Raw genomic sequence first — 24,460 nt, forward strand, 5'->3', positions numbered from 1 at the left:
GCACGCGCGCCCCGGCCTGTCAGTCGGTCCCGATAGGCTGAATGCATGACGCGTGCCGAGCAGCCAACGGCCCACCAGCCGGCCCCCGACGACGCCCTTGTTGCGGACTCCCGCGAGCGTGCCGTCCGCGCCCTGCTGCGCCGACCGCAGCTGCGACGGCTGTGGAGCGCACAGCTCGTGGGCTCAGTCGGCGACACCCTCGCCCTCCTCGTGCTGGTCCTCCTCGCCCTTCAGACGGCGATCGCCGAGGGCTCGTTCGGCGGTGGGTACCGGGGCGTGGCGTTCGCAGTGGCGACCGTTTTCGGCGTGCGCATCCTGGCGACGCTGCTCTTCGGAGCCGTCCTGCTCGGACCGCTGACCTCGCTCACCTCTCAGGAGGGCCCGCTCGACCGCCGCTGGACCATGGTCGGTGCCGACGGCGTCCGGGTCGCCGCGCTGATCGTCGCGCCGCTGTGGATCGACTGGACGCCCGACAACGCGCTCGCCGTGCTGCTGGTCACGGCTTTCGTCACCGGAGTCGCCGAGCGCTTCTGGACGGTCTGCCGCGAGAGCGCGGCGCCCGCCCTGCTGCCGGCCCCGCCCCCGGAGGGCGCGACGGTACGACCGCTGCCGGACCACATGGACGCTCTGCGCCGCCTGTCGCTGCGTACGAGTTTCGTGGCGATCCCGCTGGCGGCCGCCGCGCTCGTCGTCGCGGGCCTGCTCAACAACCTGCTCGGCACCGGTCTTGCCTGGTTCGACCAGCACCAGGCGGCCCTCGCCTCGTATGTGGCGGCCGGGCTGTTCGCCGCGTCCCTGTCCGTGGTGACCTTCCTGGAGCTGCCCGACACGCGGACCCCGCGCGCGCGTTCGCCGCTCGAGGGGCTGCGCCGCCCCAAGACGGGCACGGGCGTGGACAAGGGCCGCACGGGCGCCATCCCACTGCTGGTGCTCTCGGCCGCCGCCGTCGCCGGGGCGATCTCCGCGGCCGTCGCCGTCTGCGTGCTGCACGCCAAGGACCTGGGCGGCGGCCCGGTGACGTACGGGCTGCTGGTGCTCGCGCTGACGGGCGGTGTCGTCGTCGGCATCCGTACGGCGCCTTCCGTGCTGCCGACCCTGTCGCGGCGCCGGCTGCTCGCGCTGGCGATCGCCTTCACCGGCGTCGCGCTGCTGGCCGCCGGGCTCGTCCCGGACGTCACCACGGTCATGCTGATCGTCGCGCTGGCCGGTATCGGCGCGGGCGTGGCCGCCAACACCGGGCACACGCTGCTCGACCAGGAGGCCGAGGACTACCGGCGGGCGCGTACCACGGAGCACCTGCACGCGGTGGTACGCGTGTGTGTGGCGCTCGGCGCGGTGATCGCGCCCGTGGTGGCCGCGGGGATCGGGCCGCACCGGCTGGAGAACGGCAAGTTCGTGTTCGCACACGGCGGCGCCGCGTTCACGCTGATGCTGGTCGGGGCACTGCTGCTGCCGGTGGCCGCACTGGTGCTGGCCAAGGTCGACGACCGCTCGGGCGTGCCGCTGCGGCACGACCTGCGGGACGCGCTGCTGGGTGGCGACGACCCGGTGACCGTACCGGCCTCGAATGGTTTCTTCATCGCCCTGGAGGGCGGCGACGGGGCCGGCAAGTCCACGCAGGCCGAGGCCCTCGCCGAGTGGATCCGCGCCAAGGGCCACGAGGTCGTGCTGACCCGCGAGCCGGGGGCCACGCCGGTGGGCAAGCGGCTGCGGTCGATCCTGCTGGACGTGTCCAGCGCGGGGCTGTCCCACCGGGCGGAGGCCCTGCTGTACGCGGCGGACCGCGCGGAACACGTGGACACCGTGGTCCGGCCCGCGCTGGAGCGGGGCGCGGTGGTCATCTCCGACCGCTACATCGACTCCTCGGTGGCCTACCAGGGGGCGGGCCGTGACCTGTCCCCGACTGAGATCGCCCGCATCAACCGCTGGGCGACGAACGGACTCGTACCGCATCTGACCGTGCTCCTCGACGTCTCGCCGGACATCGCGCGCGAGCGGTTCACGGAGGCGCCGGACCGGCTGGAGTCGGAGCCGGCCGAGTTCCATGCACGCGTGCGGTCCGGTTTCCTCACGCTGGCCGCGGCCGACCCCGGGCGGTACCTGGTGGTGGACGCGGGCCAGGAGCCCGAGGCCGTCACCACCGTCGTACGGCACCGGCTCGACCAGATGCTGCCGCTGTCCGAGGCCGAGGTGAAGGCCCAGGAAGAGGCGCGGAAGAAGGCCGAGGAAGAGGCCCGCCGCAAGGCCGAGGAGGAGGCCGCGCGCAAGGCCGAGGAAGAGCGGCTGGAGCGTGAGCGCCAGGAGCAGCTCGAGCGGCTGCGCGCCGAGGAGGAGGAGCGCAAGCGGCGCGAGCTGGAGGAGGCGCAGCGTCGCGAGGCCGAACGGCAGGCGGAGGAGGCCCGGCAGCGTGCCGAGGAAGCGCGCCGCCGTGCCGAGGAGGAGCAGGCACGTCTCCTCGCCGAGGAGAAGGCCCGCGCCGCGGAGGAGGCTCGCCGCAAGGCCGAGGAGGACCGGCGGCGCAAGCAGGCAGAGGAAGAGGCCCGGCTGCACGCCGAGGCCGAGGCGCGACGCCTGGAGAAGCAGCGCAAGGCCGAGGAGGCGCTGCTGCGCGCCGAGGAGGCCAGGCGCCTCGCCGAGCAGGCCGCGGCCGCCGCGGAGGCGGGCCCCAGGCGGCCTGCGGCACCCGCGGTGCCGCAGGAGGCGTCCACGGTGCCGACGCCGGTGGTGACACCGACGAACGCGTCGGGCGGCCCGGTGGAGGAGACCGCGGTGCTGCGGCCGGTGCGGGAGGAGAAGCCGGGCGCTGCGCGGAGCGGCGAGTCCGAGTCCGAGGTGACGGCGAAGCTGCCGCAGCCGCCGGCTCCCGCGGGGGCGACGGACGAGACGGCCGTGCTGCCGCCGGTCGTGCCGGGAGCGGCCGACGAGACGGCTGTGCTGCCGCCGGTGCCGTCCGGCGCGGAGGACGAGACCGCTCTGCTGCCTCCCGTGCGGGGCGAGGACCCTGCGCATCGGGTGCCGCCGGGGCTGTTCCGGGACGAGCGCGCGGCCGCACGGCCGGACGGCGCCGAGGACCGCACGCGGGAGATGCCGCAGGTCGACGCCGACGGCGAGCCCAGGCGCCGGGCGCGCTCGGACTGGGCCGAGGAGACACCGCTGGACGACCTGCCGACGCTGGCGGACGAACTGCTCGGCCCGCGCGAGGACGAGCACGACGACGACGGCGCGGGCCGCGGAAGGCGCGGCCGGGGACGCCGGGGCTGAGGCCGGCCGGCCCGTGGCCCGGCCCGGTCGCAGGGTGGGCCGGCACCGCCCCGCCTCGGTGCCGGGGTGTGCCGGTGGTTGGTAGGGAGCCGGCTGGTTTGCGCCTCGTTGCGGTCGCAGAGGTGTGGGTCTGGCCGGCCCGGCGTGCGCGCGGGGGTGTGGCGGTCGGTGGTAGGAGACTGGCTGACCGGCTGAGTTGTTGCTCAGTGCGATCGTGCCAGGCGTGGAGCTGCCGGACCGGTCTTCCTGCCCCGGGGTGGCAGCGGTCGCTCGTCCGCCGTTGTCAGTGCCGCCCCGCACAATGGATCCCGCAACGTGAAACGTGACGAAAGGGCGGGGTGAGCGCATGACCGTCTGGGACGACCTCGTCGGCCAGGAGAAGGTGGCCGAGCAGCTCGGCGCCGCCGCCCGGGACGCCGATGCGCTGGTCACCGCGGCCACCGCCGGCACGCCGCCGCCCGAGGCGTCGAAGATGACGCATGCCTGGCTGTTCACGGGGCCGCCGGGGGCGGGGCGGAACCAGACGGCGCGGGCGTTCGCCGCAGCGCTGCAGTGCGTCAGCCCCGACCGTGCGCTCGGCGGGGCCCCGGGCTGCGGGTTCTGTGACGGATGCCACACCGCCCTCGTCGGCACGCACGCGGATGTCACCACCGTGGCCGCCGTGGGCACGCAGATCCTCGCCGACGACATGCGTGACACCGTCCGCAAGTCGTTCACCTCGCCGGCCAACGGCCGCTGGCAGGTCATCCTCGTCGAGGACGCCGAGCGGCTGAACGAGAAGTCCGCCAACGCCGTCCTGAAAGCCGTGGAGGAGCCCGCCCCGCGTACGGTCTGGCTGTTGTGCGCCCCCTCCATCGAGGACGTCCTGCCCACCATCCGCTCGCGCTGCCGGCACCTGAACCTACTCACGCCTTCGGTGGACGCCGTCGCCGACATGCTCGTACGACGGGAAGGCATCGAACCGCCCGTGGCCGCGGCCGCGGCCCGCGCCACGCAGGGGCACGTGGACCGGGCCCGCCGCCTGGCCACCGACCCGGCCGCCCGCGAGCGCCGCGCCGCCGTCCTGAAGCTGCCGCTGCGCGTCGAGGACGTCGGAGGCTGCCTCAAGGCTGCCCAGGAGCTCGTGGACGCGGCCGCCGAGGACGCCAAGCAGCTCGCCGAGGAGCGGGACGGCAAGGAGACCGAGGAGCTGAAAGCGGCGATGGGCGCAGGCCAGGGCGGCCGGATGCCGCGCGGCACGGCGGGTGTGATGAAGGACTTGGAGGACAAGCAGAAGCGGCGCAGAACGCGTACACAGCGCGACAGCCTCGACCTCGCCCTGACCGACCTCACCGGCTTCTACCGCGACGTGCTGGCCCTCCAGCTCGGCACCCGCGTGGCCCTCGCCAACGCGGACGCCGAGGACACCCTGGAGCGCCTCGCCCGCGCCGGCTCCCCCGAGTCCACCCTCCGCCGCATCGAGGCGATCGCCGCCTGCCGGGAGGCCCTCGACCGCAACGTGGCTCCGCTGCTGGCGGTGGAGGCGATGACGATGGCACTCAGAGCGGGCTGACCGCACGCGAAGGCCGGTGATCAACGGGAAGTTGACGAGGTAATTCGTACGAGCCACGGTGTGCACGGAACGCATCTGAATGGCTGCACAGAGTTACGCTCGCGTGATGTACATCAGGCGCAGCTCCCGTTCCTGCCGTCCCAGAACCGCAGCCACCCTCCTCGCCGCGGCCGCACTGCTCGTCTCCGCCTGCTCCTCCGGAGGCACCGCGAGCACCGGCGGCACTGCGGCGGATGCGGTGCTGGCCGCGCTGCCGCGGTCGACACCGTCCGCTCTCTCGCCCTACTACGGGCAGAAGCTGAGCTGGCGCACCTGCGGTACCGCGGGCTTCGAGTGCGCCACGATGAAGGCACCCCTCGACTACGCCAGGCCGGACGCCGGGGACGTACGGCTCGCTGTCGCCCGCAAGAAGGCCACCGGCAAGGGCCGGCCACTCGGTTCCCTGCTGGTGAACCCGGGCGGGCCGGGTGGCTCGGCGATCGGGTACCTGCAGCAGTACGCCGGTGTCGGCTACCCGGCCGAGGTCCGCGCCCGCTACGACATGGTCGCCGTCGATCCGCGCGGAGTAGCCCGCAGCGAGCCCGTCGAATGCCTCGACGGCCGGCAGATGGACACGTACACACAGACGGACACCACACCGGACAGCCCCGAGGAGACGACCGAACTGGTCGACGCGTACCAGAAGTTCGCGGAGAGCTGCGGGAAGCACTCGGCGGAGCTGCTGCGACACGTCTCCACTGTCGAGGCGGCCCGTGACATGGACATCCTGCGGGCGGTGCTGGGGGACTCGAAGCTGACGTATGTGGGGGCGTCGTACGGGACGTTCCTCGGGGCGACGTACGCCGGACTCTTCCCGGACCGGGTGGGCCGGCTGGTGCTGGACGGCGCGATGGACCCCTCGCTGAGCAGCCGGGAACTGAACAGGGACCAGACCGCGGGATTCGAGACGGCGTTCCAGTCCTTCGCGAAGGACTGCGTGCAGCAGCCCGACTGCCCGCTCGGCGGCAAGGGCACCACGCCCGCCCAGGTCGGCGACAACCTCAGCGCCTTCTTCAAGGAACTGGACGCGCAACCCATCCCCACCGGCGACGCCGACGGCCGCAAGCTCGGCGAGGCCCTCGCCACCACCGGCGTGATCGCGGCGATGTACGACCAGGGCACGTGGGCACAGCTGCGCGAGGCGCTGACCTCGGCCATGAAGGAGAAGGACGGCGCGGGCCTGCTCGTTCTCTCCGACAGCTACTACGAGCGCGACGCCAAGGGCCGCTACACGAACCTGATGTCCGCCAACGCCGCCGTGAACTGCCTGGACCTCCCGGGTGCCTTCGCCGGCCCGGAACAGGTGGAGAAGGCGCTCCCGTCCTTCGAGGAGGCCTCGCCGGTCTTCGGCAGGGGCCTCGCCTGGGCCTCCCTGAACTGCGCGTACTGGCCGGTGCAGCCCACCGGCGCCCCGCACCGCATCAAGGCGAAGGGCGCGGCCCCGATCGTCGTGGTCGGCACCACCCGCGACCCGGCGACCCCGTACCGCTGGGCCCAGTCCCTGTCCCGCCAGCTCACCTCGGCCCGCCTCCTCACCTACGAGGGCGACGGCCACACCGCCTTCGGCCGCGGCAGCACCTGCATCGACTCCACGATCGACGCATACTTGCTCCGCGGAACCCCTCCGACCAAGGGAAAGCGCTGCTCATAGCCCTGCGACCAGCCCCGCGGAGCCACTGCCCGGGGCTGGTGCGGAGCACCCATCGAAACTGTGTAGACTTACCGACGTTGCTGATCGCACCATGGTGCGGACAGCGCGCCGCCTTAGCTCAGATGGCCAGAGCAACGCACTCGTAATGCGTAGGTCTCGGGTTCGAATCCCGAAGGCGGCTCCATGGTGAACCCCAGGTCATGTCTTTGATCTGGGGTTTCTCCGGTTCGAGTGACCTTGGAATCAGGGCTGAACGGCCACATGCGGTCCACGCATCGCACTGCGTAGGTCCGAGGTTGACGGCCAGTGGCCGATGCGCATTGTATGGCTGTGACCTGGGCTTTCTCTCGTTCGTGTCGGCCTGTCCAGGGTCACCTGGTTCGGGCTGGTGGCCATTTGGTGGCCGCGCGTGCAGCGATCGTGCGGAGGGTGCTCAGGTCAGAGCTGCGCTGACGCAAGCAAAGTTGTGAGATCTCGACAACCGCAGGGTCGACCCACTCCGTGTGCGCCTGTGCGCAGGGGAAGCGGCCGGCGTCTTGTTGCCGGCACGGGGCCGCTGTCGCGTCTGGCTATGCGTCTTGGACCGCGACGGAGGGCTTCGGCACCCACTGGGACGACCACGACGTCATCGTGGTCCAGCTCGAAGGGGTCAAGCGGTGGTGCCTCTACGGGCCGACCCGGATCAACCCGCTTCACCAGGACACCGAAGCCCCGGAGCCTCCGGCAGGCGCACCCGTCGAAGAAGTCGCAATGCGCTGGTCACGGGTTTGATGCCGGGGGGCTTGGCCGTACTCAAGGGCGAGGCAGGTGGCGGCTGTTTCCGGTCCGTGTCTGCCACGGTTCCTGCGGCGGGCGGCTGGGCTTGTCGACGCGGAGGGTCGGGACGGGGGCGGTGCCGGGGGAGGTCAGGTCGCGCAGGATGTCCTCCAGCAGTCTGCGGAGCTCGGGGTCGGGTTCCACGCCGAGTTGTTCCCGGTACGCCCGCCGGGTTTCCCGGTAGGCGGCGATGGCCTCGGCCCTTCTGCCGAGCTGCTGGAGCGCCCGCATATGGATGCACTGGAGCCTGCCCCGCAGGGGATGTTCGGCGACGAGCCGTGCGGTGTCGTCGAGTACGTCGGCGGCCTGGCCCAGGCTCAGTTGGGCGTCGAGGCACTCCTCCAGGATGTGCAGGCGGTGCTCGAACAACTGCCGGACGCAGCCTTGGAGCACGTGGCTGTCGACGCCGGGCAGCGGCTCGGCGGGGAAGACTTCGAGCGCATGCCGGGCCGAGGCGACCGCCTGGGCGAGGAGCCGGGCGCCCGGGCGCTGACGGATGGTTTTGAGCGCGGCGGCCACCCGTCGTTCGAACACGAACAGATCGATCTCGTTCTCGTCGGCGACCAGCCGGTAGCCGGGGGAGACGGTGAGGATTCGGTCTGGGAGTCCGACGCCTTCCAGGGCGCGTCGGAGCTTGGATATGCAGATCTGGATCTGGGTGTTGGCGGTACGCGGCGCGGAATGTCCCCATGCGACTTCCGCCAGCCGATCCGCCGACACCACTTTGGCGGCGTTGAAAATCAGTGCGGAGAGAATGGCGCGTTGCCGCGCCGCCGGGATCGAGATAGCCCCTAGAGGTCCTGTCACTTGAAGTGGACCGAGGATGCGAAAAGCGATGGTCATGCTTCGCCTTCTGGAGGCATTGCTTTCGGACGGGGACCCAGAGTGTAGCAACATGGTCACGCGCAGCAAGCGCCCGTAACCTCCGCTACAGCCAACCGTTTTGGGCCGCTCGCACACCCGCTTCGAATCGACTGCGCGCGTCAAGGCGTTTCATTAAGGAAGCCATCATCCGCCGCGCCGTCCGCGAGGAGATGCTCAGCTTCGAGGCCGCCACCTCGTCCGTGTGGCCCTGCGCGATGAGCATGAGCAGCTGTCTCTCCTGTGCCGAGGGCCCCGTGATCTCGTCCGGGTGCTGGGAGGTCCCCAGAGGGACGGCCCCGTCCCAGACCTGTTCGAACAGTGTCGCCAGGAAGTTGGTGAGCGCCGGTTGCGTGATGAGCAGCCCGCCCTTGCCGCTGTCCCGCGGGTCGGCGAGGAGAATGGCTGTCCGGCTGTCCACCAGGACCATCGGGGGAGGCATGGTCTGTGCCGTACGGAACTCGCTGCCCTGCTCGGCGAGCCATCGCGCGTGCTTCAGCGCCGCCTCGTTCTCGCGGATCGAGGTGAGGCCGACGACCCTGACGGAGGCTCCCCTGTCCAGCACGCGCCTGGCATCGCGGCGCCAGAGCTCCAGTTTGGAGGCCTGCGGCCCGTCGGGCATGAAGGCCACGACGGAGTGCTGTGCCTGTTCCGAGAGCAGCTCCAGCCGCTGCTGAACGGCGTCCGCGCTGACGAGCAGCTGGGCGGAGCCCTCGCCGTCCGGGCGGTCGGGGGTGTTGCGGATTTTCTGTGCCATCAGAATGCGCAGGATCGTGGTGTGACCGGCCATGATCCTCTCGTAGCGGGCCAGCATTTGCTCCTGCTCGCGGGTCAGCAGTTCCTGGAGCGCCAGCAGGGGATCCACCGCGTAATGCCGGTCCGGTCGCTCGTGCGACGTCCGTATGATGCGCAGTTCGACCAGGTCGTCGAGGGCTTCCTTGACCTCGTCCTCCGGTAAGCCGAGCTTCGCGGCGAGCTCACCGGTGGACAACTGCGGCCAGTCGTGAACGGCCTGGTATACGGCCTCCTGCACCGGTGCGAGGCCCAGCAGTCCGAACATCGCCCTCACTCTCCGTTGTCAGATGGTCGCTGTATGGAATCGGTTCCATTACTCGACCTCCCTTTTGTTCGGCACCCACACAACGCGAATGCGCTTTCTTCTCGCTATCGCGGAGCTATCGTGGGTGCCCGCGCTGTCACCGGCCCGGTTTCGGCGGCGGATTGTGAAAAGGTGTTTTCCTGCCCTGGTCTTCGTGGTGAATCTTTGCCAAGAGATTCCCGTCATCGGCCCGGCAGCCGTCGACCGCCTCGGCCAGGTCGTCGGCTCGACGGTGTTCGAAGACGTCCTGGAGCCGCAGTGTCAGTCCCCGCTCGCGGGCGGCGGAGACGACGCGGATGGCGGCCATGCTGTCCCCTCCGCGCTCGAAGAAGTCGTCCCGTGGCCCGATGTCCGTGCCACCGAGAGCCTCCGAGAACAGCCGGCACAGCAGCCGCTCCGTCGGAGTACCGGGCCCCGGTCCGGTCGTCGCTCCGCCGAAGACCGGGCGCGGCAGCGCGGCCCGGTCCAGCTTGCCGTTGGGGGTCAGCGGAAGCACGTCCACCGGTACGACGGCGGACGGCACCATGTAGGCGGCCAGCTCCCCGGCCGCGTGGGCCAGCAACTCCCCGGGCACGCACCGCCGGCCACGGGCGGGCACCACGTACGAGACGAGGTGCCGCACGCCGGGAGCCTCCTCGTGCAGTACCGCCACGACCTGCGCCACGCTGTCGTGACGCAGCAGTACGGCTTCGATCTCGCCGAGCTCCAGCCGCTGCCCGCGGAGCTTGACCTGCCCGTCTGCCCGCCCCACGAAGACGAGCGTGCCGTCGGGTGCCCGCCGCACCAGGTCTCCCGTGCGGTACATGGTCCCGCCCTGTGGCCACCACGGGTCGGCGAGGAAGCGCTCGGCGGTCAGGTCGGGTCGGTTGAGATAGCCGCGGGCCACCCCCGGGCCCGCGAGATGGAGCTCTCCCGTCTCCCCGGGCGGGCTCGGCCGTCGCCGCTCGTCCAGGACGTAGGCCCGTGTGTTGGCAACCGGCAGCCCGATGGCGGGCTCCGGGTGCGCGGACAGCCGTGCGAGGAACGCGTCGACGGTGCACTCGCTGGGGCCGTACAGATTCAGTGCGAGCAGCCGTGGCAGCGTCCGCAGCCGCTGCCACTGCGCGGGGCCGACATCCTCGCCGCCGAGGGCGAGCACGCCAGGGCGGTGCGGGTGGGACGGGTCGAACAGGCCGTTGTGGTCGAGCTGTTCGGCGAAGGTCGGGGTCGTCTCGACGACGTCGACGCGCTGCTCCACCAGGTACTCGACCAGCAGCGACGGGTCCCGGCGGGTCCTGTCGTCGACCAGGTGCAGTTCGTGTCCCTCGAAGAGCCACAGCACCGGGTCCCACGAGGCGTCGAAGGACTGGGCGGCGGTGTGGGCCACCCGCAGCCGGGTCCGGCCGAGATGGGCGGTGGCGGGGCCGAAGAACAGCTCGCGGTGCGAGGCGAACAGGTTGGCCAGGGAGCGGTGTTCGACGACGATCCCTTTGGGGCGGCCGGTCGACCCCGAGGTGAACAGCACGTAGGCGGCGTCGTGGGGCGCGATCGGCCGGGCCCGGTCGGCCGGGCCCAGCGGTGCCGGCGAACTGGCGGCGAGCGCGGCGGCGACCTCCGGATCGTCCAGGAGCAGCACGGGGGCGTCGCATCCGGGCGGCACGGCGAGGGCGGACGTGGTGATCAGGAGGTCTGGCCGCGCGTCGGTGAGCATGGCCGTGATGCGCCGGTGCGGGTAGCCGCCGTCCACCGGCAGATGGGTGGCACCGGCGGTGAGGACGGCGAGCAGGGCCACGATCGAGTCGGAGGTGCGGGGCAGCAGTACGGCCACGATGTCCTCGGCGGCGATGCCCCGGTCCAGCAGCAGGCGCGCCAACCGCCGCACCCGGCCGAGGAGTTCTCCGAAGGTGCAGGTCGCGTCCGGAGCCACCAAGGCGGTCGCGTCCGGTCGCGCGGCGGCGACGCCGTCGAGGAGTTCCGGCAACGGCAGCTTTGGCAGGGGGAGTTCCGGGCCGGTCAGGGCATGCGGCACAGTCGCGTTCGTCAGGTTTCCCACGGTGTTCTTTCCAGACGTCGGTGGTGCGGATGTGACACGACGGGGGCGGAGGAGGCCTCCGCCCCCGCTCGTACGGGGTCTTCGGCTCAGCCCCGGCGCTGAAGGAACTCGGTGGCCACCCGCTCCACGTGCGGGTCGTTGAGGACCGTGAAGTGGGAGCCGGAGGCGGCGCGGACGTCGACCTCGCCCTCGTACAGGGCGCCGATCCGCTGCCGTACCCGGGCGAGGGCCGCGGCGTCGGCCCCGGCCCTGAAGACCATCGCGTCGGCGGTGACCGGCCGGGGCGTGTAGCGGAGCATCGCGCTGACGTTGCGCTGGAAAGCGCGGCGGTAGACCCGCTGGTCCCCGCCCATCCGCTCGATGTCCGGCCGCCTGCCGAGGGCGGCCTGCGCCTGGTAGCGCACGCCTTGGAGGAGCAGTTCGGGCAGCGTGTACTGGGGGCGGCCGCGGGTGTCGATCACATAGCCGTCGATGCCGAGCACCGCCTCCACCGGGCTTCCGGCCGCGGTCAGCCGCCGGGCCATCTCGTGCGCCACCATCGCGCCCACCGACCAGCCGCCGACCACGTACGGGCCCTCGGGCCGCGCCCGGCGCAGGAGGTCGACATGGTGCTCCGCGATGTCCTCGATGCGGGCCCGGCCCGGGAGGCCGCCGTCGAGCAGGGGTGACTCGATGCCGTAGACCGGCTGGTCGTCGCCGAGCCGGCGGGCCAGGCCGCGGTAGCACAGCGAACTGCCCACCGCGGGCGCGGCGAGGAACAGGGGCGTGCGGGTGCCGGTGCCGCGCAGGACCATGAGCCCCGGAACGGTCTCCCGCTCTTCCCGGGGCGCCGGGGTGGCCCTGCGCAGCAGCGCGCTCAGGTCGCCGAACCTCGCCGTCTCCGCGAAGGCCGTCAGCGGCAGGGCGACACCCGTGCGGTCCTTCACCCGGCTGACAAAGTGCACGGCCATCAGGGAGTCGCCGCCCAGCGCGAAGAAGTCGTCGCCGTGCGCGGCGGACGGCACACCGAGCAGGTCTCGCCACACCTCCGCGAGCGCTTCTGCCGCCGGGTCGTCGTGCTCCGTGACGACCACTGCCGGGCGGCCGGGGGCGGGAGCCCCGCCGGTGGGTTGCGGTGTGGTGGGGGTCGGCTCCGGGCGTGTCGGCGATGGCGCCGGTGTCGCCGGGCGTTCCAGGCGCACGGTCGGCGGCAGGGTCGTGCCGACGGCCAGTGCGGGCAGGGTGGCGAGTACGGCCGTGTCCAGCAGGGGGACTTCCACATGCCGGAGCGGACCGTCGGTCGGCGGGTCGAACGCCCGGCGCCACCGTTCAGCCATCGGCTGTGCGGGATCGGGCCCGGCATCGTCGACCGTCACTGCCAGCACGGGCCGTTCCGCGGTGGCTGCGTGCCGCAGCGCGGCCGGTGTGCCGAGTGCGGGCTCGGGCGATCCCAGGGCGTCCGGGCCGACCAGGTGGACGACGGCGTCGCAGCCGGACTCCTCGGCGCGGGTGGCGAGTTCGCGTACGAGGTCCGCGCCGCCCCGGGGGTCTGTGGCACCGGCGCGGGAGGCGATGAGCAGGGTGTGGTCGGCCTCGTCCGTGCCGGGCAGGCAGGTCACCTCGGTGAGGCCGGTGTCCCGCAGTGCCGTGTGCCAGGTCGCCCGGTCGAGGTGGACGGAGTCGGTGCGCAGATCGTCGTCGAAGTCCCACCAGCCGGGTGCCAGGCCCCACACGAAGTGTTCCCAGCGGCCGGGCCGGGTGATCTCCACCAGGCACAGCGAACCCGTCGGGCCGAGCAGCCGGCCCAGATGCCCGGCGGCCTGGCGTACGTCGTGCGCGACATGCAGGGAGTTGTAGGCGACGACGAGGTCGTAGACGCCGGGCACCAGGCCCTGCTCCTCCGGGGCACGGGTGAGGTCGTACGTCGAGAACGCCATGGCCCGGGCGTCGGCGTAGCGTTCCCTCGCCCGGCGCACCAGCAGCGGGCTGATGTCGGTCACGTGGTATGCCACATGGTCGCGGGCGTCCCAGCCGTCCAGCAGCCGGGAGGCGAAGTCGGCCTGTCCCGCGCCGACTTCGAGGATGTTCAGTGGGCGTCCGGCATCCACGGGAAGCGCGTGGACGGCTGCCACGAGGCTGTCCAGACAGGCCGACGCGTCACCGACGACCACCCGGTTGTCGCGCAGGTGCTCGCGCATCAGGTCGGGGCGGCCGTCGGGATAGAGGACGCCGACGGGGGTGCGCCGGCCGGTGAGGACCTCCGGGAGCGCGGCGGCGCAGTGATCCAGCAGCCGGCGCAGCCCGGGCACCTCGTCCAGTTCCGCACCCGGGCGCAGGGCCTGTTCCACCCGCTCCGCGAAGTCCGGACCCAGCCGCCAGGCCCCGCCCGGAGCACTCGTCAGCCAGCCCTCGGCGGCGAGCATGCCGATGAGCATGCCGGTGTGACGGGGCAGCAGGGACGCCGGGTCGAGCCGGCGGCGCAGCCCGTCGTCGGCGACCAGGTCCCCCGGGGCGAGGCGGACGGTGTCCAGCAGGTGGCGTCCGGCGAGTCCGGCGCAGTACCGGTCGAGGGCGGCCCGCACCCGGGGGCGGGCGGAGAGCCGGTCCGTGCGGTCCCAGGCCGGTACCGGGGGGAGCGCGGCGGCGACGCCGCCCAGGACCGGGCGGTCCGGGGAGGCGGCCACGAACACGCCGACCGGGGTTCCGGCGGCGGCCAGATCGCGGACGAGCCGCGCGGCCCCGGGCACCCCGTCGGCCCCGATCGCCGGCCGCTTCGGCGCGGGCGGGCCCGCCACGTCGTCCGGTGCGACGGTCTCCCGGTCCAGACCCCACCAGTGCGCGCCGCGCCAGGCGAACAGCGCGGTCCCCGCCCGGCCACGGGGCCTGCCGACCGGGCCCGCGTCCACCGGGCCCAGGTCGAGCAACTGGATCCGACCGCCGGTACGGGCCTGCCGGGTCACCCACGCGGTCAGCTCGGCGGCATCGGCCCGGGTGGCCTCGCCCTCCCCGAGGACGTCGACGACACCCCGGGCGACGAGCACCAGCGGCACGTCACGCTCCCCCGTGCGCTCCGCCAGCAGCCGTACGGCATCGGGCACTTGGGTTCCCTCGGCAGGCGGCAGCACGGCCACCACGGCGGCCTGGCGGTCGCGCCCGTCCTCGCCGCCCGGCCCGTCGAAGAACCCGTCCGCGTCGGCCTGTGCCCACCCCGCCCGCTCCCGGTACGCGTCCGGTGCGCTCACCGCGTCGACCAGCGCGCCGACACCCGGCTCGGCCGCGTCGGAGACGACGAGCACGGCACCGTGGACCGCCTCCGTCGTCGTGCCGGCCCGGGACCAGCGGCGGTGGGTGACCAGCGGGCCGGTCCCGCTCGGCACCGCACTGCGGGCGGCGTGGCGCGGCTTGTGCAGGGGCAGCGGCCGGGAGTCGAGCGGTACCGGCGGCAGTGCCGTCCGCCGGGGCTGCGGGCCGGGGAACAGGTCGCGCCAGTCGGGACGCAGCCCGCGCTCCCACACCCGCCCCACGGCCTCCAGCAGGCTCTCCTGCTCCTGGCCGGGCGCCCGGCCCAGGGTCGGCGCCGCCGTACGGTCCGCCGAGCTCCACGCCGGGTGGGCCCGCACATACCGGGTCATCGAGTCGCCGGGACCCAGTTCGAGGACGAGAGCGGAGGGGCCGTCGAGCAGTGTGCCGATGCCTTCGCTGAGCCGGACGGTGGTGCACAGGTGGGCCGCCCAGTACTCGGGGTCGGCGGCCTGCTCGGCGGTCAGCCAGGAGCCGGTGAGGTTGGAGACGACCGGCACGGTGGGTGCCTGCGCGGGGACACGGGCCAGTACCGGGCGCAGCACGTCGGCGGCGCCCGCCATCACGTCGGAGTGCGAGGCGAGCGGGCTGCGCAGCACGGTGAACTTGACATCCCGGCGCTCCAGTTCGGCGGCGAATGCCTCGGCCGCCTCGACGCGGCCGGAGACCACGACGTGCCCGGGGGAGTCGACGGCCAGGCCGATCCCGTCGTGCTCGGCGACGAGCGCGGCGGCCTCGGCCGCGGTGAGCGAGACGGCGAGCATACGGCCCTCGGGCGCCGCCCACATCGCCTCGCCGCGCGCCTGCACGATCCCGATGGCGTCCGACAGGTCCCACACCCCGGCGAGGGCGGCGGCGACGTACTCGCCGCTGCTGTTGCCGAGCAGTGCCGTCGGCCGGATGTCCCAGGCGGCGAGCTGCTCGGCGAGGGCATGGCCGAGGGCGAACAGGACGAGCTGCTGGTTGCGGGTGTCCGCCAGCCACTCGGGCGGCGTGCCGGGGTCGAGGACCTTGGCGATGTCGATGGCGAAGCGGTCCAGGGTCTCCTCCCGGACCCGGGTGAACGCCGTACGGAAACGCGGCAGCAGCGCGTGCGCGGCCCGGCCCGAACCGGGCCGCAGCCCCGACTGGCCCGGCATGGTCAGCACGATCCCGGCCCGCTCGGGGGCCTCGGCGGCACGTACCGCGGCGACCGGGCCGAGGAGTGCCTCCCGGACGGTCTCCCGGCCGGTGACGACGTGGGCCGTGCGCAGGGGGAAGTGCTGCCGGGCCCTCGCCAGGGTCCAGGCCGTGTCATCCAGGCGCGGCGCGTCCGCGTCTGCCGTGAGCCGTTCGGCGAGCGAGGTGCGCAGCCGGTCGAGTCCCGCCTCGGCGGGCGCCGACAGGCACAGCAGCCGGGGGACTTCGGGCTCTGGTTCCCGCCACGGCAGTACGGGCGGGCTCTCCAGGACCATGTGGGCGTTCGTCCCGCCGACCCCGAAGGCGCTCACCCCGGCGAACAGCGGGCCGTCGCCCGGCCAGGGGCCGGTCTCGCGGCAGACCTCGAAGACGCTCTCCGCCAGCTCCTTCGAGGGCTCGGCGAAGTGCGCGTTCGGCACCAGGGTGCGGTGCCGCAGCATGAGGGCGGTCTTGATCAGGCCGGCCACACCGGCGGCGGAGCCCGTGTGCCCGAGGTTGCTCTTGACCGCGCCCAGCACGCAGCGCCGCGAGCGCGGCCGGCCGTCCGAGGTGTCCCCGAAGGCGGCGCTCAGCCCGGCCAGTTCGACCGGGTCGCCGACCGCGGTGCCGGTGCCGTGGGTCTCGACGTAGGAGACGTCGTGGGAACCGATCCCGGCCCGCTCGTGGGCCAGGGCGATCACCTCGCGCTGGCCGGTCACCGAGGGCGTGGTGTAGCCGATCTTCTCGCTGCCGTCGTTGTTGACGGCCGAGCCGCGGATCACCGCGACGATCCGGTCCCCGTCCCGCACGGCGTCCGCAAGCCGCTTCAGTACGACCACGCCGACCCCGCTGCCGGGCACCGTGCCGTCGGCGCCCGCGTCGAAGGGGCGGCACCGTCCCTCCGGGGAGGCGATGCCGCCCCGCTGGTAGACGTATCCGGTCCCGGCGGGCAGGCGCAGCGAGACCCCGCCGGCGAGGGCGACGTCGCAGTCGTGGCCGAGCAGGCTCTGGACCGCGGTGTGTGTGGCGACCAGGGAGGTGGAGCACGCGGTCTGGACGGTCATCGCCGGGCCGCGCAGCCCCAGCTTGTACGCCACCCGGGTGGCCAGGAAGTCCTTGTCCCGGGCGATCATCTCCGTGGCCAGGCCGTCCTCGGTGACGAAGTCGGCGGTGGGCACGTCGCACCCGGCGAACACGCCGATCCAGGTGTCTGCCCGCCGGGTGTCGAGGCCCGCGTCCTGGAGCGCGGTGAACGCCGTCTCCAGGAACACCCGGTGCTGCGGGTCCATCCGCGCGGCTTCGCCGGGGCTGTAGCCGAAGAAGGCCCAGTCGAAGCGGTCGCCGCCGTCCAGCACACCGCGGACGGGCACGTGGTCGGGATGGCGTACGACGCTCTCGGGCACGCCCGCCGCGGTCAGTTCGTCCTCGGTGAAGCGGGAGATGCCGTCGATGCCCTTCTTCAGGTTCTCCCACAGCTCGTGGACGTCGGCGGCGCCGGGGTAGCGGCACGCCATGCCGACGATCGCGATGCTGTTCTCGTCGAGGTCGAGGTCGAGGTCGAGGTCGGGGTCGAGGTCGGGGTCGAGGTCGATGCCGGTGTCGGCGTCATCGGGGGCGGTGTCGTCGGGGCCGTGGCCGTGGACTGCGGTGTCGTGGGAAAGTGCGTTCGTGGTGCCGGTGATCGCGGGCCGGTCGGTCATGAGTTCTCCTCGTGGTTCTGCCGGCGGCGTACCGCCCGGGTGCCGCGGGCCCGGCCGCGGGACGCGCGGCCCGCGGCGGCGCGCTGTGCCGCCCCCCGGGTCCCCGTGCCGGCCCCACCGGCGGGGCCGCTGGTGCCGGCGGCCAGCGCGGTCGCCATCGTGTGCACCGTGGGGTGTTCGAACAGCCAGGTCAGGGGAAGGTCCGGAGCCAGCTCGGTGCGCAGGAGCCCGTGCAGGGCCGCCAGCAGCAGGGAGTTGCCCCCGAGGTCGAAGAAGTTGTCGTGGACGCCGACCTGTTCGGTCCGCAGCGCTGTGCACCAGGCCGCGGCGACGCGGCTCTCCAGTTCGGTCCGGGGCAGTTGGCGTGGTCCGCCGCCCGCCAGCTCGGCGAGGTCGGGCCGGGGCAGCGCGTTGTAGTCGACCTTGCCGTGCACGGTCCTGGGCAGTTCTCCGAGCAGGAGGATCGCGTCCGGCACCATGAAGCGCGGCAGCCGTCCGCGGAGCGCCCCGAGCACCTCGGTGGTGTCGACGGGGCTGCCGTCCCGCGCGACGACATACGCGACGAGTTCGGCGGCCTCACCAGGGAACGCGCGCACCGCGCAGTGGGCGACGCCCGGAGTCCGCCGCAGCTGGTGTTCGATCTCGGCGGGCTCCACCCGGTGTCCGCGGACCTTGATCTGCCGGTCCAGGCGGCCCAGATAGTCGAGGGTGCCGTCGGGCAGCCAGCGGCCCAGGTCGCCGGTGCGGTAGACGCGCTCGGGGCGGCCCTCGGGGCCGGTGTCCCGGAAGGCACGCGCGGTGAGTTCGGGGTGGCGCCAGTACCCCGCGGACAGCGGGGTCCCGGCGATGCAGATCTCGCCGGGGACCCCGGCCGGGCAGCGCCGGCCCTCGGCGTCGAGCACGTACAGGCGGGCACCCGTCACGGGGCGGCCGATCCGGCTCAGCGGTGCGGGGGCGTCGTAGTCCACCTGCTGGGTGCCGACGAAGACGGTGGCCTCCGTGGGACCGTAGGCGTTCAGGATCCGGTAGCCCGGGCGGCGGGCGGGCAGGGACGTGATGGCCGCGCCGCCGACGATCAGCTGGCGCAGGCCGGGCAGTTCGTGGCCCAGCGACCAGATGAGCTCGGCGACGGGAGTGGCCGCCCAGGCGACGGTGATCTCCCGCTCGTCGAGCCAGCGGGCGAAGCCGTCGGGGCTCAGCGGCTGTTCGTACGGCAGCAGCACCGCACCCGCGGCCAGGGTGGGCCACACCTCGGCCTGCGCCACGTCGAAGCCGACGCTGACCCCGTGGCTGACCCGGTCCGCGGGGCCGAGACCGAGGAACTCCTGCTTCCACAGCGACAGTTGGGCCAGCCCGCCATGGGTGACCGCGGCGCCCTTGGGGCGGCCCGTGGTGCCGGAGGTGTAGAGGACGTAGGCGATGTCCGACGGCTCGGGAGAGGGAAACGAGTGGGTCGTCGGCACGGCCGGGGTGCGACGGGCGAGGGCCACGTCGACGGCGGGGACGGGCAGGCGCGCGAGGTCCAGGCCCAGGGCGGGGCTGGTGATCACGGCCCGGGTGCCGAGGTCGCGCAGGACGTAGTCGACGCGTTCGGCCGGGTAGTCGGGGTCGATCGGGCAGTAGGCACAGCCCGCCAGCCAGGCCGCCAGCATGGCCACCACGTAGTCGGCGCCGCGGTTCAGCAGCACCGCCACCACGGGCTGCTCCTCGGTGGCGTACGGCCGCAGCGCCTCGGCCAGCACGCCGGCCCGGGCGACGAGTTCGGCGTAGCTCAGGGTCTCGGCGTCGGTTCGCACGGCGGGGGCGCCGGGCTGCTCGGCGAGGTGCCGGGCGAGCAGCGCGGGGACGGTGGTCGCAGGGTAGGGGGCGGGGCCGGTCTCGTACGACGCGAGGAGCTCGCGTTCTGCCGGGTCCGTCAGGTCCAGGGTGGCCACCGGGCGGTCGAGCTGGTCCGCGAACCGGTCGAGCAGCCGGGCCAGCACGGCCGCGAGCCGCTCCGCGTCGACGGCCGTGATCCGGTCGCCGCGGTGGCTGAGGGTGCCCTCGATCCGGTCGCCGGTGACCCGGACGCCGAACAGCAGGCCGTACTTGACCGATTCGCCCGCCTGTGACACGGGCGCGAGCGGAGTGAGCCGGGCCGCTGCGAGCCGGCGTTCGGGCGCCTCGACCAGAGTGGCGAGAGTGACGTCGAGGTACGGCGTCCAGCCGGGCCTGCGCAGCGGGTTGAGCCGCTCCACGACCGTCTCGAACGCGACGTCCCGGTGTTCCAGCGCGTCGAGGACGGTCTCATTCAGTTGTTCGAGCAGCGCGCCGAGCGTCATGTCCTCGGTGAGGGCGGAGCGCAGTGCGATCGTGTTCATGCAGGGGCCGATCACGCCCGCGGTCTCCGTGTCCCGGTTGCCCACCGGGGTGCCGAAGGTGAGGTCGTCCTGCCCGGTCCAGCGGTGCAGCGCCGCCGCCAGGGCCGTGGCGACCACCGTGAACCAGCTCACCCGGTACCGGGCCGCGACCTCCCGCACCCTGGGCAGCAGGTCCGGTGCGAAGGGCAGCGGTACGACACCGTGCGGCTCGGGTTCCGGCACGGTCCCGAACGCCGGGTACGCGGGCGCCCCGGCCAGCCGCTCGGCCCACCGGCCGACCAGCGCACGCCCCTCGGCGTCGGCGGCCCTGGCCCGCTGGGCCTCGACGTACTGCCGGTACTGCACGGCCGGGCCGCGCCGATCGGACGCGCCGCGGTCCGCGGTGACCTCGCGCACCGGTTCGTCGAGGCGGTCGGCCAGCGAGCCCAGCAGCTCGCCGAGCCCACGGGCGATCTCCTCGGCGTCCGCGCGGCGGAAACGGTCCCCACGGTAGGACAGCAGGATCCGCGGCCGTTCACTGCCCGGGAACAGGGTCAGCGACAGCCCGAACTTCACCTGGTGGCCCCAGAACTCCTCGGGGAGCAGACGTTCGAGCAACGCGTCGCCGAGCCAGGTGCCGGACCGCGGCACGTCGTTGACGTTGACGTAGAAGTCGGTGTACGGCGTCCAGCCGGGTCGTTGCGGTGGTGCGAGGCGTTGCACCAGGGCGCCGAAAGGCACGTGCCGGTCGTCCAGCGCCTCGAAGACGGACTCCCGTGTGGCGTCCAGGAGTTGACCGATCGTCGTCGTCGCGGCGGCGCGGGATCTGAGCACCAGTGTGTTGAGGCAGGGGCCCACGGCCTCGGCGTCCTCCTGGGCCGCACGCGTGGTGGCCGGGGTGGCGAGGGTGAGGTCGTCCTGCCCGGTCCAGCGGTGCAGCACGGTCGCCAGGGACGCCGTGGCCACCGTGAACCAGGTGGCCCGGTGCGCGGACTGCACCGGGCGAAGCCGTGCCGCCAGGTCGTCCGGGAGCGGGACGGGCACACAGCCGTCGGGCTCGGCGGGCTCGGGCGGGGTGAGCGCAGGGTAGGGCGGGGCGCCGTCCAGCCGCCTGGCCCGGCGCTCCAGCGCCTCGTCCTGGGCGTCCGTGCGGGCATGCTGCGCACGGACGACGTCCCGGAACTGGACCGGGGGCGGCAGGTCGGGGGTGAGTCCGGGTGTGCCCGTCGCGCGGACGGCCGTGTGACAGGCCGCCAGGTCGCGCAGGAACACCGGGACCGACTCCCCGTCGAACGCCAGGTGGTGCACGCACAGCGCGAACACCTGCTCGTCGTCGGAGAGCCGCGCGAGCGTGGCGCGGAGCAGCCGGCCCGACGCCGGGTCGAAGGGCAGCCGGGTCTCGCGGCGCAGCCACTCCACGGCCCACCGCTCCGCCCCGTCCGTGCCCGGACCGAAGGCCGTGGCGTCCTCCGCCACCACCTCCGGAGTCCAGTTTCCGGCCACGACCTGATGGACCCGGCCGAGGTGCTCGACGAACCGGGTCCGCAGGATCTCGTGCCGCTCCACCAGCAGCGCGAGGGCCGCCGAGAGCGTCCCGGGGTCCAGCTCGCCGGCCACCCGCCACACGAGGTGCACCTGGTAGCGGCCGAGGTCGCGGCCGCGTTCCGCGAGCCAGACGTTCTGCTGGAACTCGGAGGCGGGTTCGGCGCCGTCCGGGGCGGGGCCGGGGTTGGAGGCCGCCGGATCGTCGCGGTCCTCGTCGATGCGGTCGGCGAGCGCCTGGAGGGTGGGGTGCTCGAAGACGTCCCGCAGCCCGAGCCGGACACCGAAGCGCTCGCCGACGAGGCCGACCAGGCGGGCGGCGAGGAGGGAGTGACCGCCGCGCTCGAAGAAGGAGCAGGTGGAGGTGAAGCCGTCGGTGTTGAGCAACTCCTGCCAGAGCGTGGCCAGTTGGGTGGCTGTGGGGGTGAGTGAGGGAAGGGCGGCGGTGGGTGTGCTCGGGGTGTCCTCGGCCGGCGTGGGGGTGGCGGCGGTCGTTCCGTCGGCGGCCGTCACCGCCCTCTCGTAGAAGTACCCGAGATCGCTGAGGAACGGCTCGGCGGATTCGGCGTCCCAGACGAGGTGGTGGACGCAGAGGGAGAGGACCTGTTCGTCGTCGCCGAGAAGGATCAGGGAGACGGTGAGCGGCCGGCCGGAGGCGAGGTCGAAGGGGTGACGGGCGTCCTCGTCGAGGATGCGGGCCAGTTCGAGGGTGCGCTCGTCCTCGTCCGCCGCCCGCAGGTCCACGACTCGGGGCTCGGGCGCCCAGGCCGGGCCCACGAGCTGTCCGAGGCCGCCGAGGTGCTCGACGAACCGGGTCCGCAGGATCTCGTGCCGCTCCACCACCTCCGCCAGCGCCCGGCGCAGCTCCTCGGTCCGCAGCGCGGGACGGACCCGCCAGGCCAGGGGCACGTTGTACAGCCCGGTGCCCGGCTCCAGCCGCTCGGCGAACCAGATCCGCTCCTGGAACCCGGCCGCGGGGAGCGGGTGTTCGTCCGTGCCGGGTCCCGGCGTCGTGGTCGGCTCGAATGTGTCCGTTGTGTCCGTCATCGCGCGTCCCCTTCCCCGCAGGCGAGGTGGGCCGGCACGCCGGTGTGCTGGAAGATGCCCGCGGCGCGGCCGTCCTCCGTGAGGTCCGCGCAGATGGCGGCGTGGTCCGGCTCGTCCCCGCTCACCGCGGCCTCGGCGGCGGCCCACAGGTCGGCGATGCGCCGCCTGGCCTCGGAGCAGTACATGTCGGCGAGCCCCTGCGGCCAGCTGTGACCGGTCTCGGCGAGCTTCGCCGCCCGGGCGAGCACGGCCGCCATGGTGAGGATCTCGTTGACGACGCCGTTGACGGAGATGACGATGCGTTCCTCGGCCAGCAGGTGGGAGGCTTCGGGGTAGCTGGCCCTGAGCCGCATCATGAACCCGGCCAGGTCCTTCGCCTGCCGTGTGGCGTACCGCGCGTGGCCGACGTTGCGCTCGCTGAGGCAGTCGGTGGGCAGGCCGGACAGATCCTCGGAGTCGTCGAGGCCGGCGGCCGTCCGCGGCTCGGGGTAGTAGGTGGGCAGGATGAGCCGCCCGGCCCAGTAGTCGAGCGCGAAGTCGACGCCGCCGGAGATCCGCAGTCCGCGCGCGTCACGCACCGCACGTTCCAGCGGCACGGGCACGGCGCAGCGGCGGGCCTTGCTCGGGCTGGATTCGAAGCCCTCGGCGCCCAGCAGGGACATGGCGCGATCCAGCGCACGCCAGGCCGCGAGCGAGCTGACGTTCTTCACGGCGAGCTGCTCGAACGCCGTGTTGACCGGCCCGTCGGGGTCCGGCTGCTCCATGGTCCACGTGGTCACCGTGTCGATGGCGAAACAGTCGGCCGCGGTGGCCGCCAGCATCCGCTGGACCTCGTCGTACTGGTCGAGCGCGCGCCCGTCGACGGACCGGCGGGACGCGAAGTCCTGCGCCCACGCCGTACCGAGCCGGGCCAGCGCCAGCGACGGCGCGGCGATCAGGTAGTTGCGGCCGAGTATCGTCGCCAGGTTGGCGGCGCGCGGCATCCGCCCCCCGTAGCCTTCCTCGCCCTCCTCGACGAGCATCCGCTCGCGCCCCACCCGGACGTGGTCGAAGGTCAACGCCCCGTTCGGGAACCCCCGAAGCCCCATGAACCCGTGCCCGGCGTGCACCCGCAGGCCGGGTGTGTCGGCGTCCACGAAGAACAGCCGCCGGTGCGCGGTGCCCTCCTCGGTGACGGTCGCCGAGACGATCACGACATCGGCGATGGGCGCGTTGCCGACGAAGACCTTGGACCCGGTGATCAGGAACGCCTCGCCGTTCTCGACGGGCTCGGCGACGGTACGGCGTTCGGTGTTGGCGGCCCCCTCCGGCTCGGTGTCCGCCGTACAGGACACGGCACCGCACTCGACCCGGTCCTGGACGAAGTCCCGCAGCGCGCCCGGGGGCAGGTGGGGGAGGTAGCCGCTGAGCCCGATGGCGTTGTCGATGGCGATGATGAGTGCGACCGCCACGGACCGGCTCGCCGCCTCGGTGACCACGCGGAAGATGTTGCGCGGGGACAGCCCCCAGCCGCCGCTCTGCTCGGGGACGCCCAGCTTGAGCAGCCCGCGCTTCTTGAGCTCGTCGACGAATCCGGCGGGAAGGGTGCCCGTCTCGTCCACGGCCTCCGGGTCGATCCACTCCGTCAGGAACCGGGCGATCTCTGCCACGGCGCGGTCACCGGCCGCCCGGTCGTCGGCAGGCTGGTCGGGAAAGGGGGCGAGCAGGCCCCAGCTCAGTTCTCCCGCGTAGAGGTTTTCGAGAAAACTCGGAGAATCGGGCCTGCTCAGCAGGTCTCGTGCGGACGCCATGGTCGTTTCCTATTCCCTTTCCGTTCATCTGCGGCAAGAATGCGCATGCGGAAAAAGATGCCGCAGGTGATCCTGGGCATTCAATGGGGGAAATGACAGTCGGGGCCTGCTGGAGAGGCATCCCGTGACGTGCGGAGACGACGGTCAAACCTGCCTTCGCTAGGGGATCCCACAGTGTTCGGCGAGGCAATTCCGGTTTTTCCCAGTGGCGGTCGGAACCTCTGGCGTGCGGGGCATCGTGCGCCTACTTTCTCGTGCCATCGGCGATTTCCGCGCCGTTGACGAAGTGAGGTG

At 73.0% G+C, this 24,460-nt stretch carries 9 protein-coding genes, 1 tRNA gene and 1 pseudogene; 5 read left to right on the plus strand and 6 right to left on the minus strand.

Annotation, left to right across the window (positions count from 1 at the left end; all coding sequences use genetic code 11):
* Positions 1 to 45 precede the first annotated feature (45 nt).
* The 5 genes and pseudogenes from tmk to IH68_RS53855 all read left to right on the plus strand — a co-directional run.
* Positions 46 to 3,261 carry a dTMP kinase gene (gene tmk / locus IH68_RS0133405; protein WP_030942457.1) on the plus strand — a complete coding sequence of 1,072 codons (3,216 nt, stop codon included), beginning with the start codon at positions 46 to 48 and terminating at the stop codon, positions 3,259 to 3,261.
* Between the two features lie 346 nt (positions 3,262 to 3,607).
* Positions 3,608 to 4,813 carry a DNA polymerase III subunit delta' gene (locus IH68_RS0133410; protein WP_030942459.1) on the plus strand — a complete coding sequence of 402 codons (1,206 nt, stop codon included), beginning with the start codon at positions 3,608 to 3,610 and terminating at the stop codon, positions 4,811 to 4,813.
* Between the two features lie 106 nt (positions 4,814 to 4,919).
* A complete protein-coding gene (locus IH68_RS0133415; protein ID WP_030942461.1) occupies positions 4,920 to 6,503 on the plus strand; it encodes an alpha/beta hydrolase in 1,584 nt (527 codons plus the stop codon).
* Positions 6,504 to 6,610: 107 nt separating this feature from the next.
* Positions 6,611 to 6,687 (plus strand) — tRNA-Thr (locus IH68_RS0133420).
* Between the two features lie 380 nt (positions 6,688 to 7,067).
* Positions 7,068 to 7,259, plus strand: a pseudogene (locus IH68_RS53855) (JmjC domain-containing protein); the annotation flags it as partial.
* 36 nt (positions 7,260 to 7,295) lie between these two features.
* Here the strand turns inward: IH68_RS53855 and IH68_RS0133425 are convergent.
* From IH68_RS0133425 to IH68_RS0133450, 6 genes are all read right to left on the minus strand, one after another.
* Complete coding sequence (locus IH68_RS0133425; RefSeq protein WP_324607693.1) at positions 7,296 to 8,216, minus strand: AfsR/SARP family transcriptional regulator; 921 nt, start codon at positions 8,214 to 8,216, stop codon at positions 7,296 to 7,298.
* Positions 8,217 to 8,247: 31 nt separating this feature from the next.
* Complete coding sequence (locus IH68_RS0133430) at positions 8,248 to 9,240, minus strand: helix-turn-helix transcriptional regulator (RefSeq protein ID WP_030942464.1); 993 nt, start codon at positions 9,238 to 9,240, stop codon at positions 8,248 to 8,250.
* A 136-nt stretch (positions 9,241 to 9,376) separates the two neighbouring features.
* Positions 9,377 to 11,311 carry a non-ribosomal peptide synthetase gene (locus IH68_RS0133435; RefSeq protein WP_051833858.1) on the minus strand — a complete coding sequence of 645 codons (1,935 nt, stop codon included), beginning with the start codon at positions 11,309 to 11,311 and terminating at the stop codon, positions 9,377 to 9,379.
* A gap of 86 nt (positions 11,312 to 11,397) precedes the next feature.
* Positions 11,398 to 17,448 (minus strand): type I polyketide synthase, encoded by a 6,051-nt coding sequence (locus IH68_RS51940; RefSeq protein ID WP_051833859.1) that lies wholly within the window; start codon positions 17,446 to 17,448, stop codon positions 11,398 to 11,400.
* On the minus strand, positions 17,445 to 22,376 hold the full coding sequence (locus IH68_RS0133445) for a non-ribosomal peptide synthetase (protein ID WP_030942471.1): 4,932 nt from the start codon (positions 22,374 to 22,376) through the stop codon (positions 17,445 to 17,447). The genes IH68_RS51940 and IH68_RS0133445 overlap by 4 nt, the downstream gene beginning before the upstream one ends.
* Positions 22,373 to 24,166, minus strand: coding sequence for an acyl-CoA dehydrogenase family protein (locus IH68_RS0133450; RefSeq protein WP_051833860.1), 1,794 nt, complete (start codon positions 24,164 to 24,166; stop codon positions 22,373 to 22,375). Before IH68_RS0133450 ends, IH68_RS0133445 begins: the two co-directional genes overlap by 4 nt.
* Positions 24,167 to 24,460 lie beyond the last annotated feature (294 nt).

Source organism: Streptomyces sp. NRRL S-646 (assembly GCF_000720765.1).
GTDB lineage: Bacteria > Actinomycetota > Actinomycetes > Streptomycetales > Streptomycetaceae > Streptomyces.